The 16,975-nt window shown below is 69.7% G+C and carries 15 protein-coding genes; 14 read left to right on the top strand and 1 reads right to left on the bottom strand.

The features are described 5' to 3' along the window. Positions 1 to 137: 137 nt before the first annotated feature. Both guaB and FM105_RS04300 read left to right on the top strand, forming a co-directional pair. Positions 138 to 1,664 carry an IMP dehydrogenase gene (gene guaB / locus FM105_RS04305; protein WP_087005316.1) on the top strand — a complete coding sequence of 509 codons (1,527 nt, stop codon included), beginning with the start codon at positions 138 to 140 and terminating at the stop codon, positions 1,662 to 1,664. 63 nt (positions 1,665 to 1,727) lie between these two features. Beyond that, a complete protein-coding gene (locus FM105_RS04300; protein WP_087005313.1) occupies positions 1,728 to 3,128 on the top strand; it encodes an MFS transporter in 1,401 nt (466 codons plus the stop codon). 201 nt (positions 3,129 to 3,329) lie between these two features. Here the strand turns inward: FM105_RS04300 and FM105_RS04295 are convergent, their stop codons facing one another. Further along, positions 3,330 to 4,136: an acyl-CoA thioesterase gene (locus FM105_RS04295; protein WP_087005311.1), complete on the bottom strand. Its 807-nt coding sequence runs from the start codon at positions 4,134 to 4,136 to the stop codon at positions 3,330 to 3,332. 291 nt (positions 4,137 to 4,427) lie between these two features. Here FM105_RS04295 and thiM point away from each other — a divergent pair, with 291 nt between their 5' ends. From thiM to guaA, 12 genes are all read left to right on the top strand, one after another. Beyond that, positions 4,428 to 5,288: a hydroxyethylthiazole kinase gene (thiM, locus tag FM105_RS04290; RefSeq protein WP_087005308.1), complete on the top strand. Its 861-nt coding sequence runs from the start codon at positions 4,428 to 4,430 to the stop codon at positions 5,286 to 5,288. Continuing rightward, positions 5,288 to 6,043, top strand: a complete 756-nt coding sequence (locus FM105_RS04285) for a thiamine phosphate synthase (protein WP_087005305.1) — start codon at positions 5,288 to 5,290, stop codon at positions 6,041 to 6,043. The genes thiM and FM105_RS04285 overlap by 1 nt, the downstream gene beginning before the upstream one ends. Before the next feature lie 62 nt (positions 6,044 to 6,105). Further along, a complete protein-coding gene (thiD, locus tag FM105_RS04280) occupies positions 6,106 to 7,116 on the top strand; it encodes a bifunctional hydroxymethylpyrimidine kinase/phosphomethylpyrimidine kinase (protein ID WP_256970221.1) in 1,011 nt (336 codons plus the stop codon). After that, positions 7,113 to 7,817 (top strand): TenA family protein, encoded by a 705-nt coding sequence (locus FM105_RS04275; protein WP_087005299.1) that lies wholly within the window; start codon positions 7,113 to 7,115, stop codon positions 7,815 to 7,817. Before thiD ends, FM105_RS04275 begins: the two co-directional genes overlap by 4 nt. Before the next feature lie 154 nt (positions 7,818 to 7,971). Further along, the gene (locus tag FM105_RS04270) at positions 7,972 to 8,253 is read left to right on the top strand and encodes a mycoredoxin (protein ID WP_087005296.1); all 282 of its coding nucleotides are present in this window, start codon (positions 7,972 to 7,974) and stop codon (positions 8,251 to 8,253) included. Then, positions 8,250 to 10,553 carry an AAA family ATPase gene (locus FM105_RS04265; RefSeq protein WP_087005293.1) on the top strand — a complete coding sequence of 768 codons (2,304 nt, stop codon included), beginning with the start codon at positions 8,250 to 8,252 and terminating at the stop codon, positions 10,551 to 10,553. The genes FM105_RS04270 and FM105_RS04265 overlap by 4 nt, the downstream gene beginning before the upstream one ends. A 147-nt stretch (positions 10,554 to 10,700) precedes the next feature. Further along, on the top strand, positions 10,701 to 11,837 hold the full coding sequence (locus tag FM105_RS04260; protein ID WP_087005290.1) for a GuaB3 family IMP dehydrogenase-related protein: 1,137 nt from the start codon (positions 10,701 to 10,703) through the stop codon (positions 11,835 to 11,837). Beyond that, positions 11,838 to 12,812: an SURF1 family protein gene (locus FM105_RS04255; RefSeq protein ID WP_087005286.1), complete on the top strand. Its 975-nt coding sequence runs from the start codon at positions 11,838 to 11,840 to the stop codon at positions 12,810 to 12,812. It begins immediately after the preceding gene. After that, the gene (locus tag FM105_RS04250; RefSeq protein ID WP_087005283.1) at positions 12,809 to 13,252 is read left to right on the top strand and encodes a DUF3817 domain-containing protein; all 444 of its coding nucleotides are present in this window, start codon (positions 12,809 to 12,811) and stop codon (positions 13,250 to 13,252) included. Before FM105_RS04255 ends, FM105_RS04250 begins: the two co-directional genes overlap by 4 nt. A 20-nt stretch (positions 13,253 to 13,272) precedes the next feature. Continuing rightward, positions 13,273 to 14,790, top strand: a complete 1,518-nt coding sequence (locus tag FM105_RS04245; RefSeq protein WP_087005640.1) for a SulP family inorganic anion transporter — start codon at positions 13,273 to 13,275, stop codon at positions 14,788 to 14,790. 38 nt (positions 14,791 to 14,828) lie between these two features. After that, positions 14,829 to 15,227 carry a GntR family transcriptional regulator gene (locus FM105_RS04240; RefSeq protein WP_179207062.1) on the top strand — a complete coding sequence of 133 codons (399 nt, stop codon included), beginning with the start codon at positions 14,829 to 14,831 and terminating at the stop codon, positions 15,225 to 15,227. A gap of 47 nt (positions 15,228 to 15,274) precedes the next feature. Continuing rightward, a complete protein-coding gene (gene guaA, locus FM105_RS04235) occupies positions 15,275 to 16,879 on the top strand; it encodes a glutamine-hydrolyzing GMP synthase (RefSeq protein WP_087005279.1) in 1,605 nt (534 codons plus the stop codon). The last annotated feature ends 96 nt before the right edge of the window (positions 16,880 to 16,975 follow it).

Raw genomic sequence — 16,975 nt, 5'->3', positions numbered from 1 at the left:
GGCGTGAGCAGTCTCATGCCCGGCGCGGTGCCGTCGCGGAGTAGCATGGCGTGCACACGCGAAGCATCGAGGCGGCAGCGGCAGTCGCCCCGCACACATGCGGTCAGCGCGCGGTTCATGAGGATGATGGGGGACACATGGCGGATGACCAGACAGACTTCACAGTGGCGGGGGACCCCTTCGGTCTGACCGGTCTCACCTACGATGACGTGCTTCTCCTTCCGGGCGATACGGACGTCATCCCCTCGGAGGCCTCCACCGCGACGCGGGTGACGCGCGAGCTCGAGATCAGCATCCCACTCGTGTCCGCGGCGATGGACACCGTGACGGAGTCCCGCATGGCGATCGCCATGGCGCGGATCGGCGGTCTGGGCATCATCCACCGCAACCTGTCCAAGGAGGACCAGGCCGAGCAGGTGGACTACGTCAAGCGCTCCGAGTCCGGGATGATCGACAACCCGGTGACTATCACGCCGGACCGCACCCTGGCTGAGCTCGACGAGATCTGCGGCCAGTACCGCATCTCCGGTCTGCCCGTCGTCGACGGGGGCGGCGTGCTGCTCGGCATCATCACGAACCGCGACCTCCGCTTCATCCCTCGGAACAAGTTCGCCTCTGCAACCGTCGGCGAGTTCATGACCAAGGCTCCGCTGCACACCGCGAAGGTGGGCGTCGAGCCGGACGAGGCCTACGCGGTCCTGCGCGAGCACAAGATCGAGAAGCTCCCGCTGGTCGACGACGACTACGTGCTGCGCGGCCTCATCACCGTGAAGGACTTCGTCAAGAGCGAGGAGTACCCGCTCGCGGCGAAGGACGGCCAGGGCCGCCTGCTCGTGGGTGCGGCGGTCGGCTTCCACGGCGACGCGTACGAACGCGCGGGCTTGCTCGCGGAGGCAGACGCGGACGTACTCGTCGTCGACACCGCGAACGGTCACGCCCGCGGAGTCACGGAGATGATCCGGACGCTCAAGTCCGACCCCGCGTTCCGTGACGTCCAGATCATCGGCGGCAACGTCGCGACGACCGAGGGAGCACAGGCGCTCATCGACGCGGGTGCCGATGCCATCAAGGTCGGCGTGGGCCCGGGCTCCATCTGCACGACGCGCGTCGTCGCAGGTGTGGGCGTCCCCCAGGTCACGGCGATCCACCTCGCCGCGCAGGTGGCGCGCAAGGCCGGGGTCCCGGTGATCGGCGACGGCGGACTCCAGTACTCCGGCGACATCGGCAAGGCACTGGTCGCCGGTGCGGACGCCGTCATGCTCGGTTCGCTGTTCGCCGGCACCGCGGAGAGCCCGGGTGAGCTCCTGCTCATCAATGGCAAGCAGTTCAAGGGCTACCGCGGCATGGGCTCACTGGGAGCGATGGCACCGCGCCAGGGACAGTCGTTCTCGAAGGACCGCTACTTCCAGGCTGATGTTGCGGCGGATACGGACCTCATCCCCGAGGGCATCGAGGGCCGGGTCGCCTACCGCGGACCGCTGCGGCAGGTGGCCAACCAGCTGACAGGCGGGCTCCGCCAGACGATGTTCTACGTGGGTGCGCGGACGATCCCGGAACTCAAGCAGCGGGGCCGCTTCGTGCGCCTCACGGCTGCGGGTCTCAAGGAGAGCCACCCGCACGACATCCAGATGACGGTCGAGGCGCCGAACTACCACTCGAACTGACTCGCGCTCCTCCCCTGCACCCCGGCCGTCCACTCTGCGCCGGGGGTAGGGGAGGATGATCGCATGACTCCTTCCCCGGCGCCGGGTCGCCCCACGCGGTATCTGCCGGTGCTGCTGATCTTCGTCGCCGTGTTCATCGCGGCGATCAACCTCCGTGCAGGCATCGCGTCGCTGGGCGCCGTGCTCGACGGGGTGCTCACCTCGTTCGGCGCCGGCGGCCGGCTGGCGGGTGTCGTCACGGCGATGCCCGGCTTCTTCTTCGCCGTCATGGGGCTCGCCGCTGTGCCCCTGGCCTCACGCTTCGGGCTGAGCAAGATGCTCACGTGGGGCATGGTGCTCACGCTCATCGGCCTGGCGGCCCGGCCGTGGGTGGGCGTGTTCTGGCTGTTCATCGCGCTCACCGCCTGCGTGGTCGTCGGCATTGCGCTCGCCAACGTGCTGCTGCCCGCGTGGATCAAGAATCACGGCGGGCGGAACATCATCGCGCTCATGACGATCTACACCTCGGTACTTGGTCTCTCCGGGGCGCTGGGTCCCCTGAGCGCCCTCCTCTTCCACGGCGATGACGCGTGGCGGGGCGCGCTGTTCGTCTGGGCGATCTTCGCCGCCGGCCAGGTCGTCGTCTGGGTGGTCATCGCGGCGCGCACCGGTTTCGACTTCCCCTCGCTCGCGCGGACGCGTGTGGTGCCGGAGGTTCCCGAGACGCCAGAGACTGCCGAGGCGACAGAGATTGCCGAGGTACCGAAGACTCCCGAGGCGCCTGCGACAGTCGATGCGTCCGCGACTCCCGAGGTGCCGGGCGGCTCGGATGCCGCCACCGCCTCGGCGTCGGTATCCGATTCCACCCCGCCGGCGCGCGCCCGCGCGTCACTGTGGCGGGCACCCACCGCCGTGTTCCTCATGCTGTTCTTCGGGCTGCAGTCGATGAACGCGTATTTCCAGATGGGGTGGCTGCCGCAGGTCTACATCGACAACGGCGTGTCGGCGTCGGTCGGATCCGTGGCGCTGGCGCTCGTCGGCGCGCTCAACATCATCGGCGGACTCACGATGCCCACGATCATCGACCGATCACGCTGGCTCGCGATCTATCCAGTCGTGTTCTCCGTGTTCGCGGCCGCGGGCTACCTGGGGCTGTACCTCGCCGCGGACACGTGGCCGCTGCTGTGGGCGTTCCTGCTGGGGCTGGGCGGCTTCTGCTTCCCCACCGCGATCGCTCTCATCCCCGCGCGCAGCCGGACCCCACTGGTCACGGCCCGCGTGTCCGGCTTCGTCCAGCCGTACGGCTACTTCGTGGCGGCCGCGGGCCCGCTGATCGTCGGTGTCGTGTACGGCGCGACGGGGGAGTGGTCGGCGATCCTGCTGGGGCTGGTCGCCGCGACAGTGCTCATGGCGATCGTCGGCTACCGTGCCAGCCGCCGCGGCTTCATCGACGACGAGCTCGAGGCCGGAGCAGGGGCGGTCTAGCAGCCACCCTGACCCGGATCTGCCGAGCCGCCGCCCGGATCTGTCGGCCACGAGCACCGCGACCGCAACCGCGACCCACCAGCTTTCATCAGACCGCATAGGAAAGAAGTCGTGCGACCTGATGAAAGCTGGTGGGTCGCGCGGGTGACGACGGTCGCGCCCCGCCGCCCCGTCAGAACTGCGGCCCGTCAGCGCTGCGGCTCAGTCCTTCTTGGTCGGGCGGAACAATGTCTCCTGCGCGATCGTCGCCAGGTGCTCGCCGTTCTCGTCGCCCAGCCGTCCCCGGTACAGCCCGCGACCGTGGGTGACGGCCTCCGGGTGCAGGTCCATGAGGACCCAGCCGTTCATGTCGATCTCCCGGTGGAACCACACGACGTGGTCGAGGCTCGCGTCCGACCGGAAGTCCTCCGTGTTGTAGGCGCCCACACCGGACGAGATGTCCGACAGGTACGTGAGCGCGCACTGGTGCAGCAGCTGCGAGTCGCCCAGGTCCTCCGTGCAGCGCGCCCAGAAGCGCAGCGGGTAGTCCTTCGCGTCGTACACCTGCTCCGTCGTCCGCGCCTCGAAGCCGAACATGCGCGGCAGCGTGGAGTGCGTGCCCTTGGGCGCCTCCTCGACCGGCAGCCGATCGCCGTACTCGGGGCTCTCCACGGGGTGGGCGAACGACGCGGACATGCTGAAGATGACCTTGCCCTCCTGCAGCGCCACGACGCGGCGTGCGGAGAACGACCGCCCGTCGCGGTCGCGGAACACCTGGAGGACGGTGGGCTTCGCGGCGTTGCCGGGGCGCAGGAAATATCCGTGCAGGGAATGCGGCGCCCGGTCGTCGTCCACGGTCAGTCCCGCCGCCATGAGCGACTGCGCGGCGACCTGTCCGCCGTACAGGGCGTAGGGCTCTTCGAAGACGTAGCCCGCGCGGTAGATGTTCGTGTCGATCTCCTCGAGCGACATCATCTCCGTGAACGACCCGTCCATCGGGGCGGCGTGGGAGAACTGGACTTCCGGCATGGAGCCTCCGATCAGCGGGTGGGGACACATGCCTGGCATGTGTGGGGGATCATCTGATCCTAGACGGACGCTCCCGGCGGGGACTGTGCCACCCCGGCCACCGATCAGTCGAGACCCCCTCAGCCGACCACCGGTCGCCCCGTGTGACCCAGGCCTCGGCCACCGGTTAGACTGCCCGGACAAGTGACATGGGGTGCCCCACCTCGCGCGCCGCACCGGCGGTGGACGACGTGGAGGGCTGAGATCACACCCACCGAACCTGCTCTAGTCAGCACTAGCGAAGGGATCGTCATGACGACAGTCGACGTCGCCGCACACCTCACTACGATGCGCGCCCAGGTGCCGCTCGTCCAATGCATCACCAACACCGTCGTGCAGCAGTTCAGCGCGAACGTGCTGCTGGCCGCCGGAGCCTCGCCGGCCATGCTGGACCACGAGGCGGACGCCGCCCAGTTCGCCCGCCTTGCCAACGGCATCCTCGTGAACTTCGGCACCGCGACCAGTCACCAGCTGCTCGCCGCCGATGCCGCGACCGCGGCCGCCGCTGAATCGGACACTCCCTGGGTGCTGGACCCCGTGTCCTTCGGCGGGGTCGACCACCGCACCGTGCACATCCGCCGCCTCGCGCAGTCGGGGCCCACCTGCATCCGCGGCAACGCCTCGGAGATCGCGGGACTGGCCGGCGCCGGGGCCGGAGGACGCGGCATCGAATCCACGGACGAGGTCGACGCGATCCTCGACCACGCCGGCCGCCTCGCCATCGACACAGGCGCGATCATCGCCGTCTCGGGCCCGCGCGATGCGATCATCGGCACCGACCCTGAGGACCCGGGCCGCCTCGTCCGCGCCCGCGTGGCCGGCGGCTCACCCCTCATGCCGCTCGTCGTGGGCACCGGCTGCTCGCTCGCCGCGCTCACGGCGGCCTACCTGGGTGCCGTCCCCGCGGATCAGGGACCGGACCTGGCCGGGGACCGCTTCGCCGCCGTCGTGACCGCGCACGTCCACTTCGCGGCCGCGGGCGAGGTCGCCGCACGCACCGCCGAGGCCCCCGGCTCCTTCGCCGTCGCCTTCCTCGACGCCCTGCACACGGTGTCCGAGGACGATCTCACCGCCGTCGACGTCACGGTCGAGACCGTGGAAAGGACACACTGATGCCCACTCCCGTCCTGCCCGCACGCCTGGCTCCCTACGACTGGAGCCTGTACCTCGTGACCGACACCGCCCAGTGCGCGGCTGCCGGCCGCACCGTCCCGCAGACCGCCGCCGAGGCCGTCGCCGGCGGAGTCGGCATCGTCCAGATCCGCGACAAGCACGCCTCCGACGCTGAGGTCGCCGCGCTGACCCGCGAGACCATCGCCGCGATCGAGGCCACCGGACGGTCGATCTCTCCAGACGCCACCCCCGCGGCATCCTCCGCCCGTCCCGTCGCAGTCTTCGTCGACGACCGGCTCGAGGTCGTGAAGTCACTTCGCGCCGAGGGCCTCGACGTCCACGTCCACGTGGGCCAGACCGACGAACCGGTCGAGGACGTCCGCGCGGTCCTGGGCCCGGACCCTCTCGTCGGGCTGTCCGCCGGCAGCCCCGCCGAGTTCTCCGTCGCCGGCTCCCTGCGCGACGAGACGACGGGAGCCGCGCTCGTCGACCTCGTGGGCATCGGTCCGGTGCACGACACGACGACCAAGCAGGGCGCACCCGCGGGGATCGGCCCCGAGCGCACCGCCGCCCTGGCGTCCATCGCCGCAGAGATGGGACTGCCAGCCGTCGCGATCGGCGGGATCACCGCGGACCGCGCCCCCGCACTGCGCGACGCTCCGCTCCTGGGCATCTGCGTCGTGTCCGCGATCTGCACAGCCGAGGATCCCCGCGCTGCGGCGAACGCCATCCGCAGCTCCTACCTCGCCGCCTGACTGAGCGTCCTCGCTCCACCCGAAAGGCCTCTATGACCTCGCCTGTGCCAGCGTCAGTGCCCGTGCCTGCCCACTCCCGCCCGCCTGTCGCCCTGTCGATCGCGGGGACGGACCCCTCCGGAGGCGCCGGCATCCACGCGGACCTCAAGGCGTTCACCGCCCGCGCCGTCTACGGCACGACCGTCATCACCGCCCTCGTCGCCCAGAACACGCACGGCGTCAGCCGCGTCTACCCGATCGACACGGACTTCGTCGCCGATCAGTTCGCCAGTGTGCTCGACGACATGCCGGTCGACGCGTCCAAGACAGGGATGCTGGGCTCCCGTGCGCTCGTCGAACTCGCAGTGGACCGCGCCGCACGGACCCGCGAGGACGGGAGTTCCCACCTGGGCTTCTTCACCGTCGACCCGGTCATGGTCGCGACGTCGGGGCATCGCCTCCTCGAGAGCGACGCGGTGACCGCGGTGCGCGATCTGCTCACTCCGGTCGCCCAGCTCATCACACCCAACCTCCCGGAGGCCGCCCTGCTGCTGGGCGATGAGGTCACCGAGGCCGCGGACGTCTCCCAGCAGCGCGCCCAGGCGGTCGAGCTCGTCCGCCGAGGCTCCCGCGCCGTCCTCCTCAAGGGCGGCCACATGGACGGCGACCGGCTCGTCGACGTGCTCGCGGTCGCGGCGGCGACCGGGACCTCGGCGGCGGCAGCGGCCTCGGGAGAGTGGGTCCAGGACGGCGACGTCGTCCTCCGCGAGTTCCACCACCGGCGGATCGCGACCCCGCACACGCACGGGACCGGCTGCACGCTGTCGGCCGCGATCACCGCGGAGACGGCGGCGGCAGTGCATGCGGGCCGCGACATGTCGTCGCCGGACGCCATCGCCGAGGTCGTCGCCAGCGCACTCGCCTACCTCGCCCGCGCGATCGGGTCGGGGTCCGGGTGGCGGCTCGCGTACGACCCGGCCGATGCCCACGGACCGGTCGACCATCTGGTCGACCTCACGAGCCACGTGCGAGGACCGCACGGACAGGGACAGCAAGACCAAGGTCGGCACGGTCAAGGACAGGGAGAAGCATGATGCGGACGTATGAACAGGGTGAGCACAGCAGCGCGGTGTGGGCCGGGGTGTCGGGGACGCTGGAGAAGATCGAGGCGCTCGACTTCCTCGACCGACTGGCCGCGGGCGACCTGGACGCCCAGTCCTTCGTGAACTACATCCACCAGGACGGTCTCTACCTCAACGGATACGCGAAGGCGATGTCGCTGCTCGCGGCGAAGGCGCCCACCGCGGAGGAGGCCCGGTTCTGGAACCGGTCCGCCGCAGACGCCGTCGAGGCGGAGACGGTGATGCACGCGGACCTGCTGTCGGACGACCGGTTCGCGAAGGTCTCCGAGGAGATCGCCCCCGGCGGCGTCGCGGAGCCGTCGCCGACCACGCTGGGCTACGTCTCCTACCTCGTGGCGACCGCCGCGACCGAGCCCTACGAGGCGGGCGTCGCAGCCGTCCTCCCGTGCTTCTGGGTGTACGCCCACATGGGGAAGGTGCTCGTCGAGCGCGCCGGCGACCTCACCGCCAACCCGTACGCCGCGTGGGTGCAGGCGTACGACTCACCCGACTTCGACTCCGCCGTCGACGACGCGGTCACGCTCTACGAACGATGCGCAGCCGGGACGACGGAGGACGGCCGGAGGCGGATGGCCGACGCCTTCGCACAGGCGACGGTGTACGAACTGCACTTCTGGGCGACCTCGGCGGCCTTCCAGGACTGGAGTGTGTGACCAGGACTGGAGCGTGTGACGCACGGCTGCGAACCCGGGCGCACGCCCGGCGCGAGACCCGACGGCACGCCCGGGAACAGTCGCGGGCCGGGTGCTGTTGTCGGTGGTGAGAGCGCACGATGTCCGGGGTGCGCTCGACTGAGGAGGAGAAGACATGAGTGTTGAGCAGTTCCTGCCCGAAGAGGGTGCCGTCACGATGTTCACGACGTCGTGGTGCGGCTACTGCCGTCGGCTCAAGCCGCAGCTCGACCAGGTCGGGATCGACTACTCCGAGGTGAACATCGAGGACATCTCCAACGGTGCGGCCATCGTCGAAGAGGCGAACGGCGGCAACCAGACGGTCCCCACGCTGCTGTTCTCCGACGGGTCCACGCAGACGAACCCGTCGCAGGCGCAGGTGAAGGCGAAGCTCGAGGAGCTCTCCGCCGCAGGATGAGCAGCCTCACGCTCACTCAGGAGTTCCAGCACGCGCTGGAACTCCTGAGTGCTGGTCGCCACCTGTTCCTCACCGGGCGCGCGGGAACGGGGAAGTCGACGCTCATCCGGCACTTCGTGGACACGACGGACCGGAACGTCCTCTCCGTCGCACCCACCGGCATCGCCGCACTGAACGTCGACGGGTACACGATCCATCGGCTCTTCTCGTTCCCCATGGGGGTGAACGCGGAGACGGTGCGCAGCGGCCGGTACTACCCGGGCCGCTTCGCAAAGGCGCTCGCCTCGCTGGACACCCTCATCATCGACGAGGCGTCCATGGTGCGCGCCGATCTCTTCGACGCGCTCGCCGCAGCTCTGGAACGGTTCGGCCCACAGCCGGGAGAGCCGTTCGGAGGCGTCCAGCTGGTGCTGGTCGGTGACCTCTATCAGCTGCCGCCTGTCGTGCACGATGACGAAGCGGCATACGTCGAAGAGCATTTCGGCACGCCGTACTTCTTCTCCGCGAAGTCCTTCGAACCCGATGCGTTCCCCTCGGTCGAGCTCACGACGGTCTTCCGACAGGTCGGTGACTCGCGCCTGGTGGACCTGCTGAATGCGGTGCGGGAGGGAACGCTGCTGGACGACGCCCGCGCGGAGCTGAATGCCCGCACGGACGCGGACTTCGAGCCGGCACTCGACGAGTTCTGGCTGACGCTCGCCACCACCAACCGCATCGTGCGCTCCAGGAATCGTCGGATGCTGGAGCGCCTCGACGCTCCGACCCAGACATTCCGCGCGGAGATCCGCGGAGACACGGACGGGTTCGAGCACCCCACCGACGACGATCTCGCGCTCGCCGTCGGAGCCCAGGTGATGCTGCTGAACAACGACCCGTCCGATCGCTGGGTGAACGGGTCGATCGGGAAGATCACCGCGATCAGCAGTGACGACGGCGAACCCGTCGTCCACGTGCATCTGCGCGACGACCGCACCGTCGACGTCCGTCCGCACACGTGGGAGATCACCCGCCCGGTCGTCAGCGGGGGCTCGCTGACTCACGAGGTCATCGGCACCTTCACCCAGCTTCCGATGAAGCTCGCGTGGGCGATCACGATCCACAAGAGCCAGGGCCAGACGCTGGACCGCGTCGTCGTGGACCTCACGGGCGGGACGTTCGCCAACGGTCAGCTCTATGTCGCGCTCTCCCGCTGCACGAGCCTCGAGGGACTGGTGCTCAGACGCGACGTCCTCCCACGGGATCTGAAGTCCGATCCCCGCATCCGGCGCTTCCTGGCGGGTTCCGGCGGTTCCGCGGCGTCCCTGGGGGACGTCTACCTGTCTGCGCTCACCGTCGGGAACGCGGGGGACCGCTACCGTCCACGGCCGGTGGAGATCGCGGCCGTCACCGATGACGGGGACGAGGCGACGACGGTCGTGAACCCCACGAGCGACCTCTACGCGGCCCGCACGGACTTCGGGATCACGACCCGCGACGTCCAGCTCGCGCCGCTCCTGTCGGAGGCCTGGTCGGCATTGTCGCCGCTGCTCGCCGGCCGCGTGCCGGTCGGAGTCCGGATCGACGAGTCGCTGGGCTGGATCGACTTCGAGCTGAAGCGGGTCGGCCGCGTCGAGCCCATGCCGCTGGGCGTCGAGCTGCCGCTCACCGAGACGACGGCGGCGGAGGCGGAGGGACTCCGCGCACCGACCGCGCTCGCCCGTGCCCGTGCGGCCCGCGACCTCGCCGCCCGAACAGGACTGCGGGGAGACGCTGCAGGCCACGGCGGCATGCCCTTCCCGGCCCTCGCCCGAGGCTGCGGCTACCTCCTCGCCCGCACCTCCGGACCGGACGGTGCCCGAGGCCCGGAGGGATTCACCGTCGGCGGGAACCTGTCCGCCGAGGACGACCCGGCGCTCGTGCTGGCGCAGATGCTCGAGGACGCGTGGTCACGCGTGACGGATCGGGACGCGGAGATCGTCGTGCGGCTGCGCGACGTGGAGGAGCACTTCGGTGTGAGCATCCTGCCGGAGGGCTTCGAACTGGAGGAAGCGGCCGGGGCCGGTTCAGTGCTCCAGGCCGGAGTGCGGGTGTGCTTCACCGGAGAGGTCGTCTCTCCGACCCTGGGATCGCTGGATCGCGACCAGATGGAGGACCTCGCCCGAACCCGCGGTCTGATCCCCGTGCCGACCATGACGAAGACCAGGACGGATGTGCTCGTCGTCGCGGAGCGCGGCACCCAATCGGGCAAGGCCAAGAAGGCCGCCGGGTGGGGAAAGCCGGTCCTCCACGCGGACGAGTTCCTCGCGTGGGCGCATGGATGAGAGCCGGCCGCGACCATTCGCCGCCTGCGTGCCCCGGACGCCGCTGCAGGAACCGGCCACGCGAGCACGGAAGCGGCGAACGGGCCCACCGGTCTGCGTGACAGGTCCCTGATGATCGGCTCTGCGCCCAGCCGGTAGGCTGGGAGGGTGAGCCAAGAGATTGAGATCGGTCGCGGGAAGCGGGGTCGTCGCGCCTACGGGCTGGACGACATCGCCGTGGTCCCGGCCCGTCGTACCCGTGACCCCCAGGACGTCGACCTGTCGTGGCAGATCGACGCCTATCGCTTCGAGCTGCCGTTCATCGCGGCGCCGATGGACTCCGTGATGTCGCCGGCGACGGCGATCGCGCTGGGGAAGCTCGGCGGCCTGGGCGTCCTCGACCTCGAGGGACTGTGGACCCGCTACGAGGATCCGCAGCCCCAGCTCGACGAGATCTCCCGACTGGACCGCGCCTCGGCCACGGCCCGCATGCAGGAGATCTACTCGGAGCCGATCAAGCCGGAGCTCATCACCGCGCGCATCGAGGAGATCCGCGACGCGGGCGTCACCGTCGCCGCGGCGCTGTCCCCGGCCCGCACGCTCGAGCACTGGAACACCGTCGTCGAAGCCGGTGTGGAGCTGTTCGTCATCCGCGGCACGACCGTGTCCGCGGAGCACGTCTCCAGCGGTGACGACACCCTGAACCTCAAGCAGTTCATCTACGAACTCGACGTCCCCGTCATCGTCGGCGGGGCCGCCACCTACACGACGGCGCTGCACCTCATGCGCACCGGCGCCGCTGGCGTGCTCGTCGGATTCGGCGGCGGCGCGTCCTCCACCACGCACCGCACCCTGGGGATCCGCGTGCCGATGGCCACCGCCATCGCGGACATCCACGCCGCACGCCGTGACTACATGGACGAGTCCGGCGGCCGCTACGTGCACGTGATCGCCGACGGCGGACTGGGCCACTCCGGCGACATCGTCAAGGCCTTCGCGATGGGGGCCGACGCCGTCATGCTGGGCACCGCCCTGGCCCGTGCGGACGAGGCCCCCGGCCGCGGCTCGCACTGGGGCGCAGAAGCGCACCACGCGCAGATGCCGCGCGGGCACAAGGTCGAGCTCGGCACGGTGGGCCCGCTGGAGCAGGTGCTCCAGGGTCCCGGCCACACCGCGATCGGCGAGGTGAACATCGCGGGTGCACTGCGCCGTGCGATGGCCACCTCCGGCTACCTTGACCTCAAGGAGTTCCAGCGCGTCGACGTCGTCGTGTCCCCGGAAGCCGATAAGCGGAAGCTCTCCTGAGTGCTCCGACTCGCGCTGACACCGCGATGGCTGTCATTCCTCGCGCTGGTGCTCGTCCTGGCGAGCATCTTCGTCGGCCTGTCCATGTGGCAGGTCGACCGCGCTCAGCATAAGAACGACGTCCTCACCGCGCAGGACGTCGACACGATGCGGCCGTTCAACGACGTGCTCGACGCGCAGGTGCCCATGCCCCAGCGCCTGGTCGACCAGCGCGTGAGCCTGTCCGGCCGCTACCTCCCCGATGCCGAGGTGCTGGTCACCGACCGCATCCACGAGGGGGACTCCGGATTCTGGGTCGTGACGATGTTCGAGGTCGCGGGCGCCCAGCTGGGTGAGGAGGCCCAGTTGAGCAGCCCCGATACGGCCACCGCCAAGCCCATCGCGATCCCGGTGATCCGCGGCTGGGTGGCCGATGCGGCCTCGGCGGCGGACCATCCCGCACCCGCGGGAGACATCGACATGGAAGCCCGGCTGGGTCCCGTCGAGGGGCCGCTGCAGGCCTCCGACCTGCCGGACGGGCAGGTGCGCAGCGTGTCGACGTCGCAGCTGATCAACATGTTCGACGTCCACACCTACTCCGGCGTCCTCTTCCCGGAGCACGCCTCCATGACCGGCGCCGGTGACGGCATGCCGCACGTCGACCTCGAGGCCCAGGAGGACGGCAAGGGCGTCGACTGGCAGTCTGCGATCTACGCGCTCGAATGGATCTTCTTCGCAGGGTTCGCCTTCTACATCTGGTTCCAGCTGCTGCGCGACGCTCACCGCGCACAGCAGCAGGAGGAGTTCGGCGGGCCCACCGAATACGTCATCGTCAAGCAGGCCGGCGAGAAGGACCTGCAGTCGAGGGGCTCGCAGACCGGCGACACGCAGACCAGCGACACGCAGTCCGGACGCACGGACACCAGACGCACGGACGCCGGCGACACGGACACCAGCAGCACCCGGAACACGCACGCAGGAGGAACACCGCAGTGACGCAGAACCCCGATGCCGCGCCACAGTTCGACCCGGACGAGGTGTGGACGGTCAAGCAGTTCACGTCCGCACGGAACGCCGTGCGGTTCTACCGCGTGATGGCGCTCATCACCGGCACGATGCTCATGATCCTCACCGTGGAGATGCTCTACAAGTACATCTACGTGCCGTTCGTGCTGGGCGGCTCTCCCGCTGAGGCGCTGAACTTCGGCGGCTTCGACCTCGCCGCGGCGATCGCGATCAGCCACGGCTGGTGCTACGTCGTCTACCTCATCGCGTGCTTCTGGCTGAACTCGTCGATGCGGTGGAAGCTGGGTCGCCTGCTGATCCTCGCACTCGCGGGCGTCGTGCCCGTCATGTCGTTCATCCTGGAGCGCCGCATCCACCGCCAGGTCGAAGCGGAGCTCGATGCGGCGGTCGTAGTCGCACCCAAGGAGTGACGACTCCGTCGGGTTCGCACGTGCCTGACGGGCCAGACCAACCGGCGCAGCGAGATCGCCTCGACCCGTACGAGCGGCAGAGCGTCCGCCGCACCCTCGGACGGTTCGGCTGGTTGCGGACCGAGGTCCTGGCCGGGCTCGTCGTCGCACTCGCCCTCATCCCGGAGGCCATCGCATTCTCCATCATCGCGGGCGTGGACCCCCGGGTGGGTCTCTTTGCGTCCTTCACCATGGCGGTGACGACCGCGATCCTGGGCGGACGACCCGCGATGATCTCCGCCGCGACGGGTGCGGTCGCCCTGGTCATCGCGCCGCTGTCGTCCTCGCACGGTGTCGACTACCTCATCGCCGCTGTCATCCTGGCGGGCGTGTTCCAGGTGATCCTCGCGGTCGTCGGCGCAGCGCGCCTCATGCGCTTCATCCCGCGCCAGGTGATGGTGGGGTTCGTGAACGCACTCGCGATCCTCGTGTTCATGGCGCAGGTGCCGGAGCTCGTCGGTGTCCCCTGGTTGGTGTACCCCGTGTGCCTCGCCGGTCTGCTCATCGTCTTCCTGCTGCCGAAGCTCACGACGGCTGTCCCCGCGCCGCTCATGGCGATCCTCGTGCTCACGCCGCTCGTCGTGCTCATGGACTGGGACATCCCGACCGTGGGGGACCGGGGCGAGCTGCCCGAGGCGATCCCGGTCCTCTTCCTCCCGGACGTGCCGCTCACGTGGGAGACGTTCCAGGTGATCGCCCCGTTCTCGCTCGCGATGGCGGTGGTGGGTCTGCTCGAATCGCTGCTCACGGCGAAGCTCGTCGATGACATCACCGACACCCGGTCGAACAAGACCCGCGAATCCTGGGCGCAGGGCGCGGCGAACGTCGTGTCCGGGTTCCTGGGCGGCATGGGCGGCTGCGCGGTGGTCGGCCAGACCATGATGAACGTGAAGGCGTCCGGTGCGCGCACACGGATCTCCACGTTCTGCGCGGGTGTGTTCCTCATGATCCTCGTCGTGCTGCTGGGCGACGTCGTTGCCGTCATCCCCATGGCGGTGCTCGTCGCGATCATGGTGTTCGTCTCTTGGGCGACGTTCGACTGGCACTCGATACGGCCGTCGACGCTCAAGCGGATGCCCAAGTCGGAGACGACCGTCATGCTCGTCACCGTCGTGGGCACGGTGCTCACGAACAACCTGGCGATCGGCGTGGGCCTGGGCGTGCTCGTCGCGATGGTGGCGTTCGCGCACCGCGTCGCCCACTTCGTCACCGTGGACCGGGACGTCGTGGAGGAGGGACGGGTCGCCCGCTACACCGTGGAGGGCGAGCTCTTCTTCGCCTCGTCCAACGACCTCTACACGATGTTCCACTACGCGGCGGACCCGAATCGGGTCATCATCGACATGCGCGCCTCCCACGTGTGGGACGCCTCGACGGTGGCCGCGATCGATTCCGTGACGGACAAGTACGAGTCCTACGGCACCGTCGTCGAGGTCCACGGACTCAACGAGGCCAGCCGCCGCATGCGGGAGCGCCTGTCCGGCACACTGGGTGACTGAGCGGGTTCGAGCGGGCACCGCGAACTGAAGGAGTGCACATGGGCGAGTACGACCACCTGCGGCTGATCGACGGGACGGGTGCGGCGATGCCGCCGTACGAGCAGATCCGCCGCGGCATCATCGACGCCGTCGCGACGGGCGAACTGCTCGCGGGCGACAGGCTCCCGGCGATCCGGGCGCACGCCACGGACCAGGGGCTCGCCGTGAACACGGTCGCCCGCGCCTACCGCGAACTCGAGGAGGCCGGGATCGTCACCACCCGCCGGGGTGCCGGCACCCGCATCAGCGAGGGGATCGATCCAGCGGATCTGCCGACGGCCTCGGGCCTGGATCCGGCTGTGGAGACCTACGCCGCCGAGGTCGTCGCCACCGCCCGTGAACGCGGACTGCCGCTCGACCAGCTGGTCGTCGCGGTGCGCGACGCTGTGGCCGGCTGACGAGCGCGCGTGAACGGCACGGTGGCGGGGGACGTAGGATGGCACGCATGAGTGAGTCCCCCTCCGCTGCGGGTATCCCGCACCCGCAATCACGCCCGGTCCTCGTCGTCGACTTCGGCGCCCAGTACGCCCAGCTCATCGCTCGCCGTGTGCGGGAGGCGGGCCTCTTCTCCGAGGTCATCCCGCACACCGCCACGGCAGAGGAGTTCGCCACGAAGGATCCCCGGGCCATCGTGCTCTCCGGCGGGCCGTCCTCCGTGAATGAAGAGGGAGCACCGGCGCTGTCGGCGGGTGTCCTCGATCTGGATGTGCCGGTCTTCGGCATCTGCTACGGCTTCCAGACGCTCGCCCGCGCATTCGGCGGGACCGTGTCGAAGACCGGCAGGCGGGAGTACGGCTCGACGGTCGCGACCGTCGCCGCGGACTCCGGCGCGCTGCTCGCCGGAGTGAGCGGTGAGCAGAAGGTGTGGATGTCCCACGCGGACTCCGTCACCGAGGCTCCGGCAGGCTTCTCCGTCCTGGCGTCGACCGCCTCGACCCCCATCGCCGCGTTCGAGGACCGTGCGCGCAGGTGCGCAGGTGTCCAGTGGCATCCGGAGGTCCTCCACTCGGAGAACGGCCAGAAGGTGCTCGAGAACTTCCTCTTCGAGGTGGCGGGCCTGGAGGCGGACTGGACGGACCAGTCGATCATCGAGGACCAGGTCGCACGGATCCGCGCGCAGGTGGGCGACAAGAAGCTGATCTGCGGCCTGTCCGGCGGCGTCGATTCCGCCGTCGCGGCGGCGCTCGTGCACCGGGCTGTGGGGGACCAGCTCACGTGCGTGTTCGTCGACCACGGACTGCTGCGCGAGGGCGAGCGGAAGCAGGTCGAGGAGGACTTCGTCGCCTCGACCGGCGTGCGCCTGGTGACGGTCGACGCGGTCGACACGTTCCTGGGCGAGCTCGACGGCGTGACGGATCCTGAGGCCAAGCGGAAGATCATCGGCCGCGAGTTCATCCGCTCGTTCGAGCAGACTGCGGCGGATCTCGTCGCAGAGTCCCGTGAGGGCGCAGGTGGGGACATCGAGTTCCTCGTCCAGGGCACCCTGTACCCGGACGTCGTCGAATCCGGCGGCGGGGCCGGCACCGCGAACATCAAGAGCCACCACAACGTGGGCGGACTCCCGGAGGACCTGCAGTTCCAGCTCGTCGAGCCGCTGCGGGAGCTCTTCAAGGACGAGGTCCGAGCGATCGGCCGCGCCCTGGGCCTGCCCGAGATCATCGTCGGACGCCAGCCGTTCCCCGGCCCCGGCCTCGGCATCCGCATCGTCGGTGCGGTCTCCGCGGAGCGCCTCGCGATCCTCCGCCGCGCGGACGCGATCGCCCGCGAAGAGCTCACGAAGGCGGGCCTCGACGACGAGATCTGGCAGTGCCCGGTCGTGCTGCTCGCGGACGTCCGCTCCGTGGGCGTCCAGGGCGACGGCCGCACGTACGGCCACCCGATCGTGCTGCGCCCGGTCAGCAGCGAGGATGCGATGACGGCGGATTGGACGCGGGTGCCGTTCGACGTGCTCGCGCAGATCTCCAACCGCATCACGAACGAGGTCGACGAGGTCAACCGCGTCGTGCTCGACGTGACGTCGAAGCCCCCGGGCACCATCGAGTGGGAGTGAGCGGGCGAGTCGCGCTGGCAGCGTGACTCGTCCTTTCGCGGCGTGAGCAGTCGGCTCGCGGAGTGGGGCAGTCCGCAGGAACGATGAAGGAGGCCT

The sequence above is a fragment of the Brevibacterium yomogidense genome (assembly GCF_900163715.1).
Lineage (GTDB): Bacteria > Actinomycetota > Actinomycetes > Actinomycetales > Brevibacteriaceae > Brevibacterium > Brevibacterium yomogidense_A.
Note: the sequence above shows the minus strand (reverse complement) of the source record. Positions and strands in the feature narration are given on the sequence as shown.

Bases quoted from the DNA above. Each gene is read 5' to 3' on its own strand.
- guaB (WP_087005316.1), top strand. From the start codon at position 138: ATGGCGGATGACCAGACAGACTTCACAGTGGCGGGGGACCCCTTCGGT.
- FM105_RS04300 (WP_087005313.1), top strand. From the start codon at position 1,728: ATGACTCCTTCCCCGGCGCCGGGTCGCCCCACGCGGTATCTGCCGGTG.
- FM105_RS04295 (WP_087005311.1), bottom strand. From the start codon at position 4,136: ATGCCGGAAGTCCAGTTCTCCCACGCCGCCCCGATGGACGGGTCGTTC.
- thiM (WP_087005308.1), top strand. From the start codon at position 4,428: ATGACGACAGTCGACGTCGCCGCACACCTCACTACGATGCGCGCCCAG.
- FM105_RS04285 (WP_087005305.1), top strand. From the start codon at position 5,288: ATGCCCACTCCCGTCCTGCCCGCACGCCTGGCTCCCTACGACTGGAGC.
- FM105_RS04275 (WP_087005299.1), top strand. From the start codon at position 7,113: ATGATGCGGACGTATGAACAGGGTGAGCACAGCAGCGCGGTGTGGGCC.
- FM105_RS04270 (WP_087005296.1), top strand. From the start codon at position 7,972: ATGAGTGTTGAGCAGTTCCTGCCCGAAGAGGGTGCCGTCACGATGTTC.
- FM105_RS04265 (WP_087005293.1), top strand. From the start codon at position 8,250: ATGAGCAGCCTCACGCTCACTCAGGAGTTCCAGCACGCGCTGGAACTC.
- FM105_RS04240 (WP_179207062.1), top strand. From the start codon at position 14,829: ATGGGCGAGTACGACCACCTGCGGCTGATCGACGGGACGGGTGCGGCG.
- guaA (WP_087005279.1), top strand. From the start codon at position 15,275: ATGAGTGAGTCCCCCTCCGCTGCGGGTATCCCGCACCCGCAATCACGC.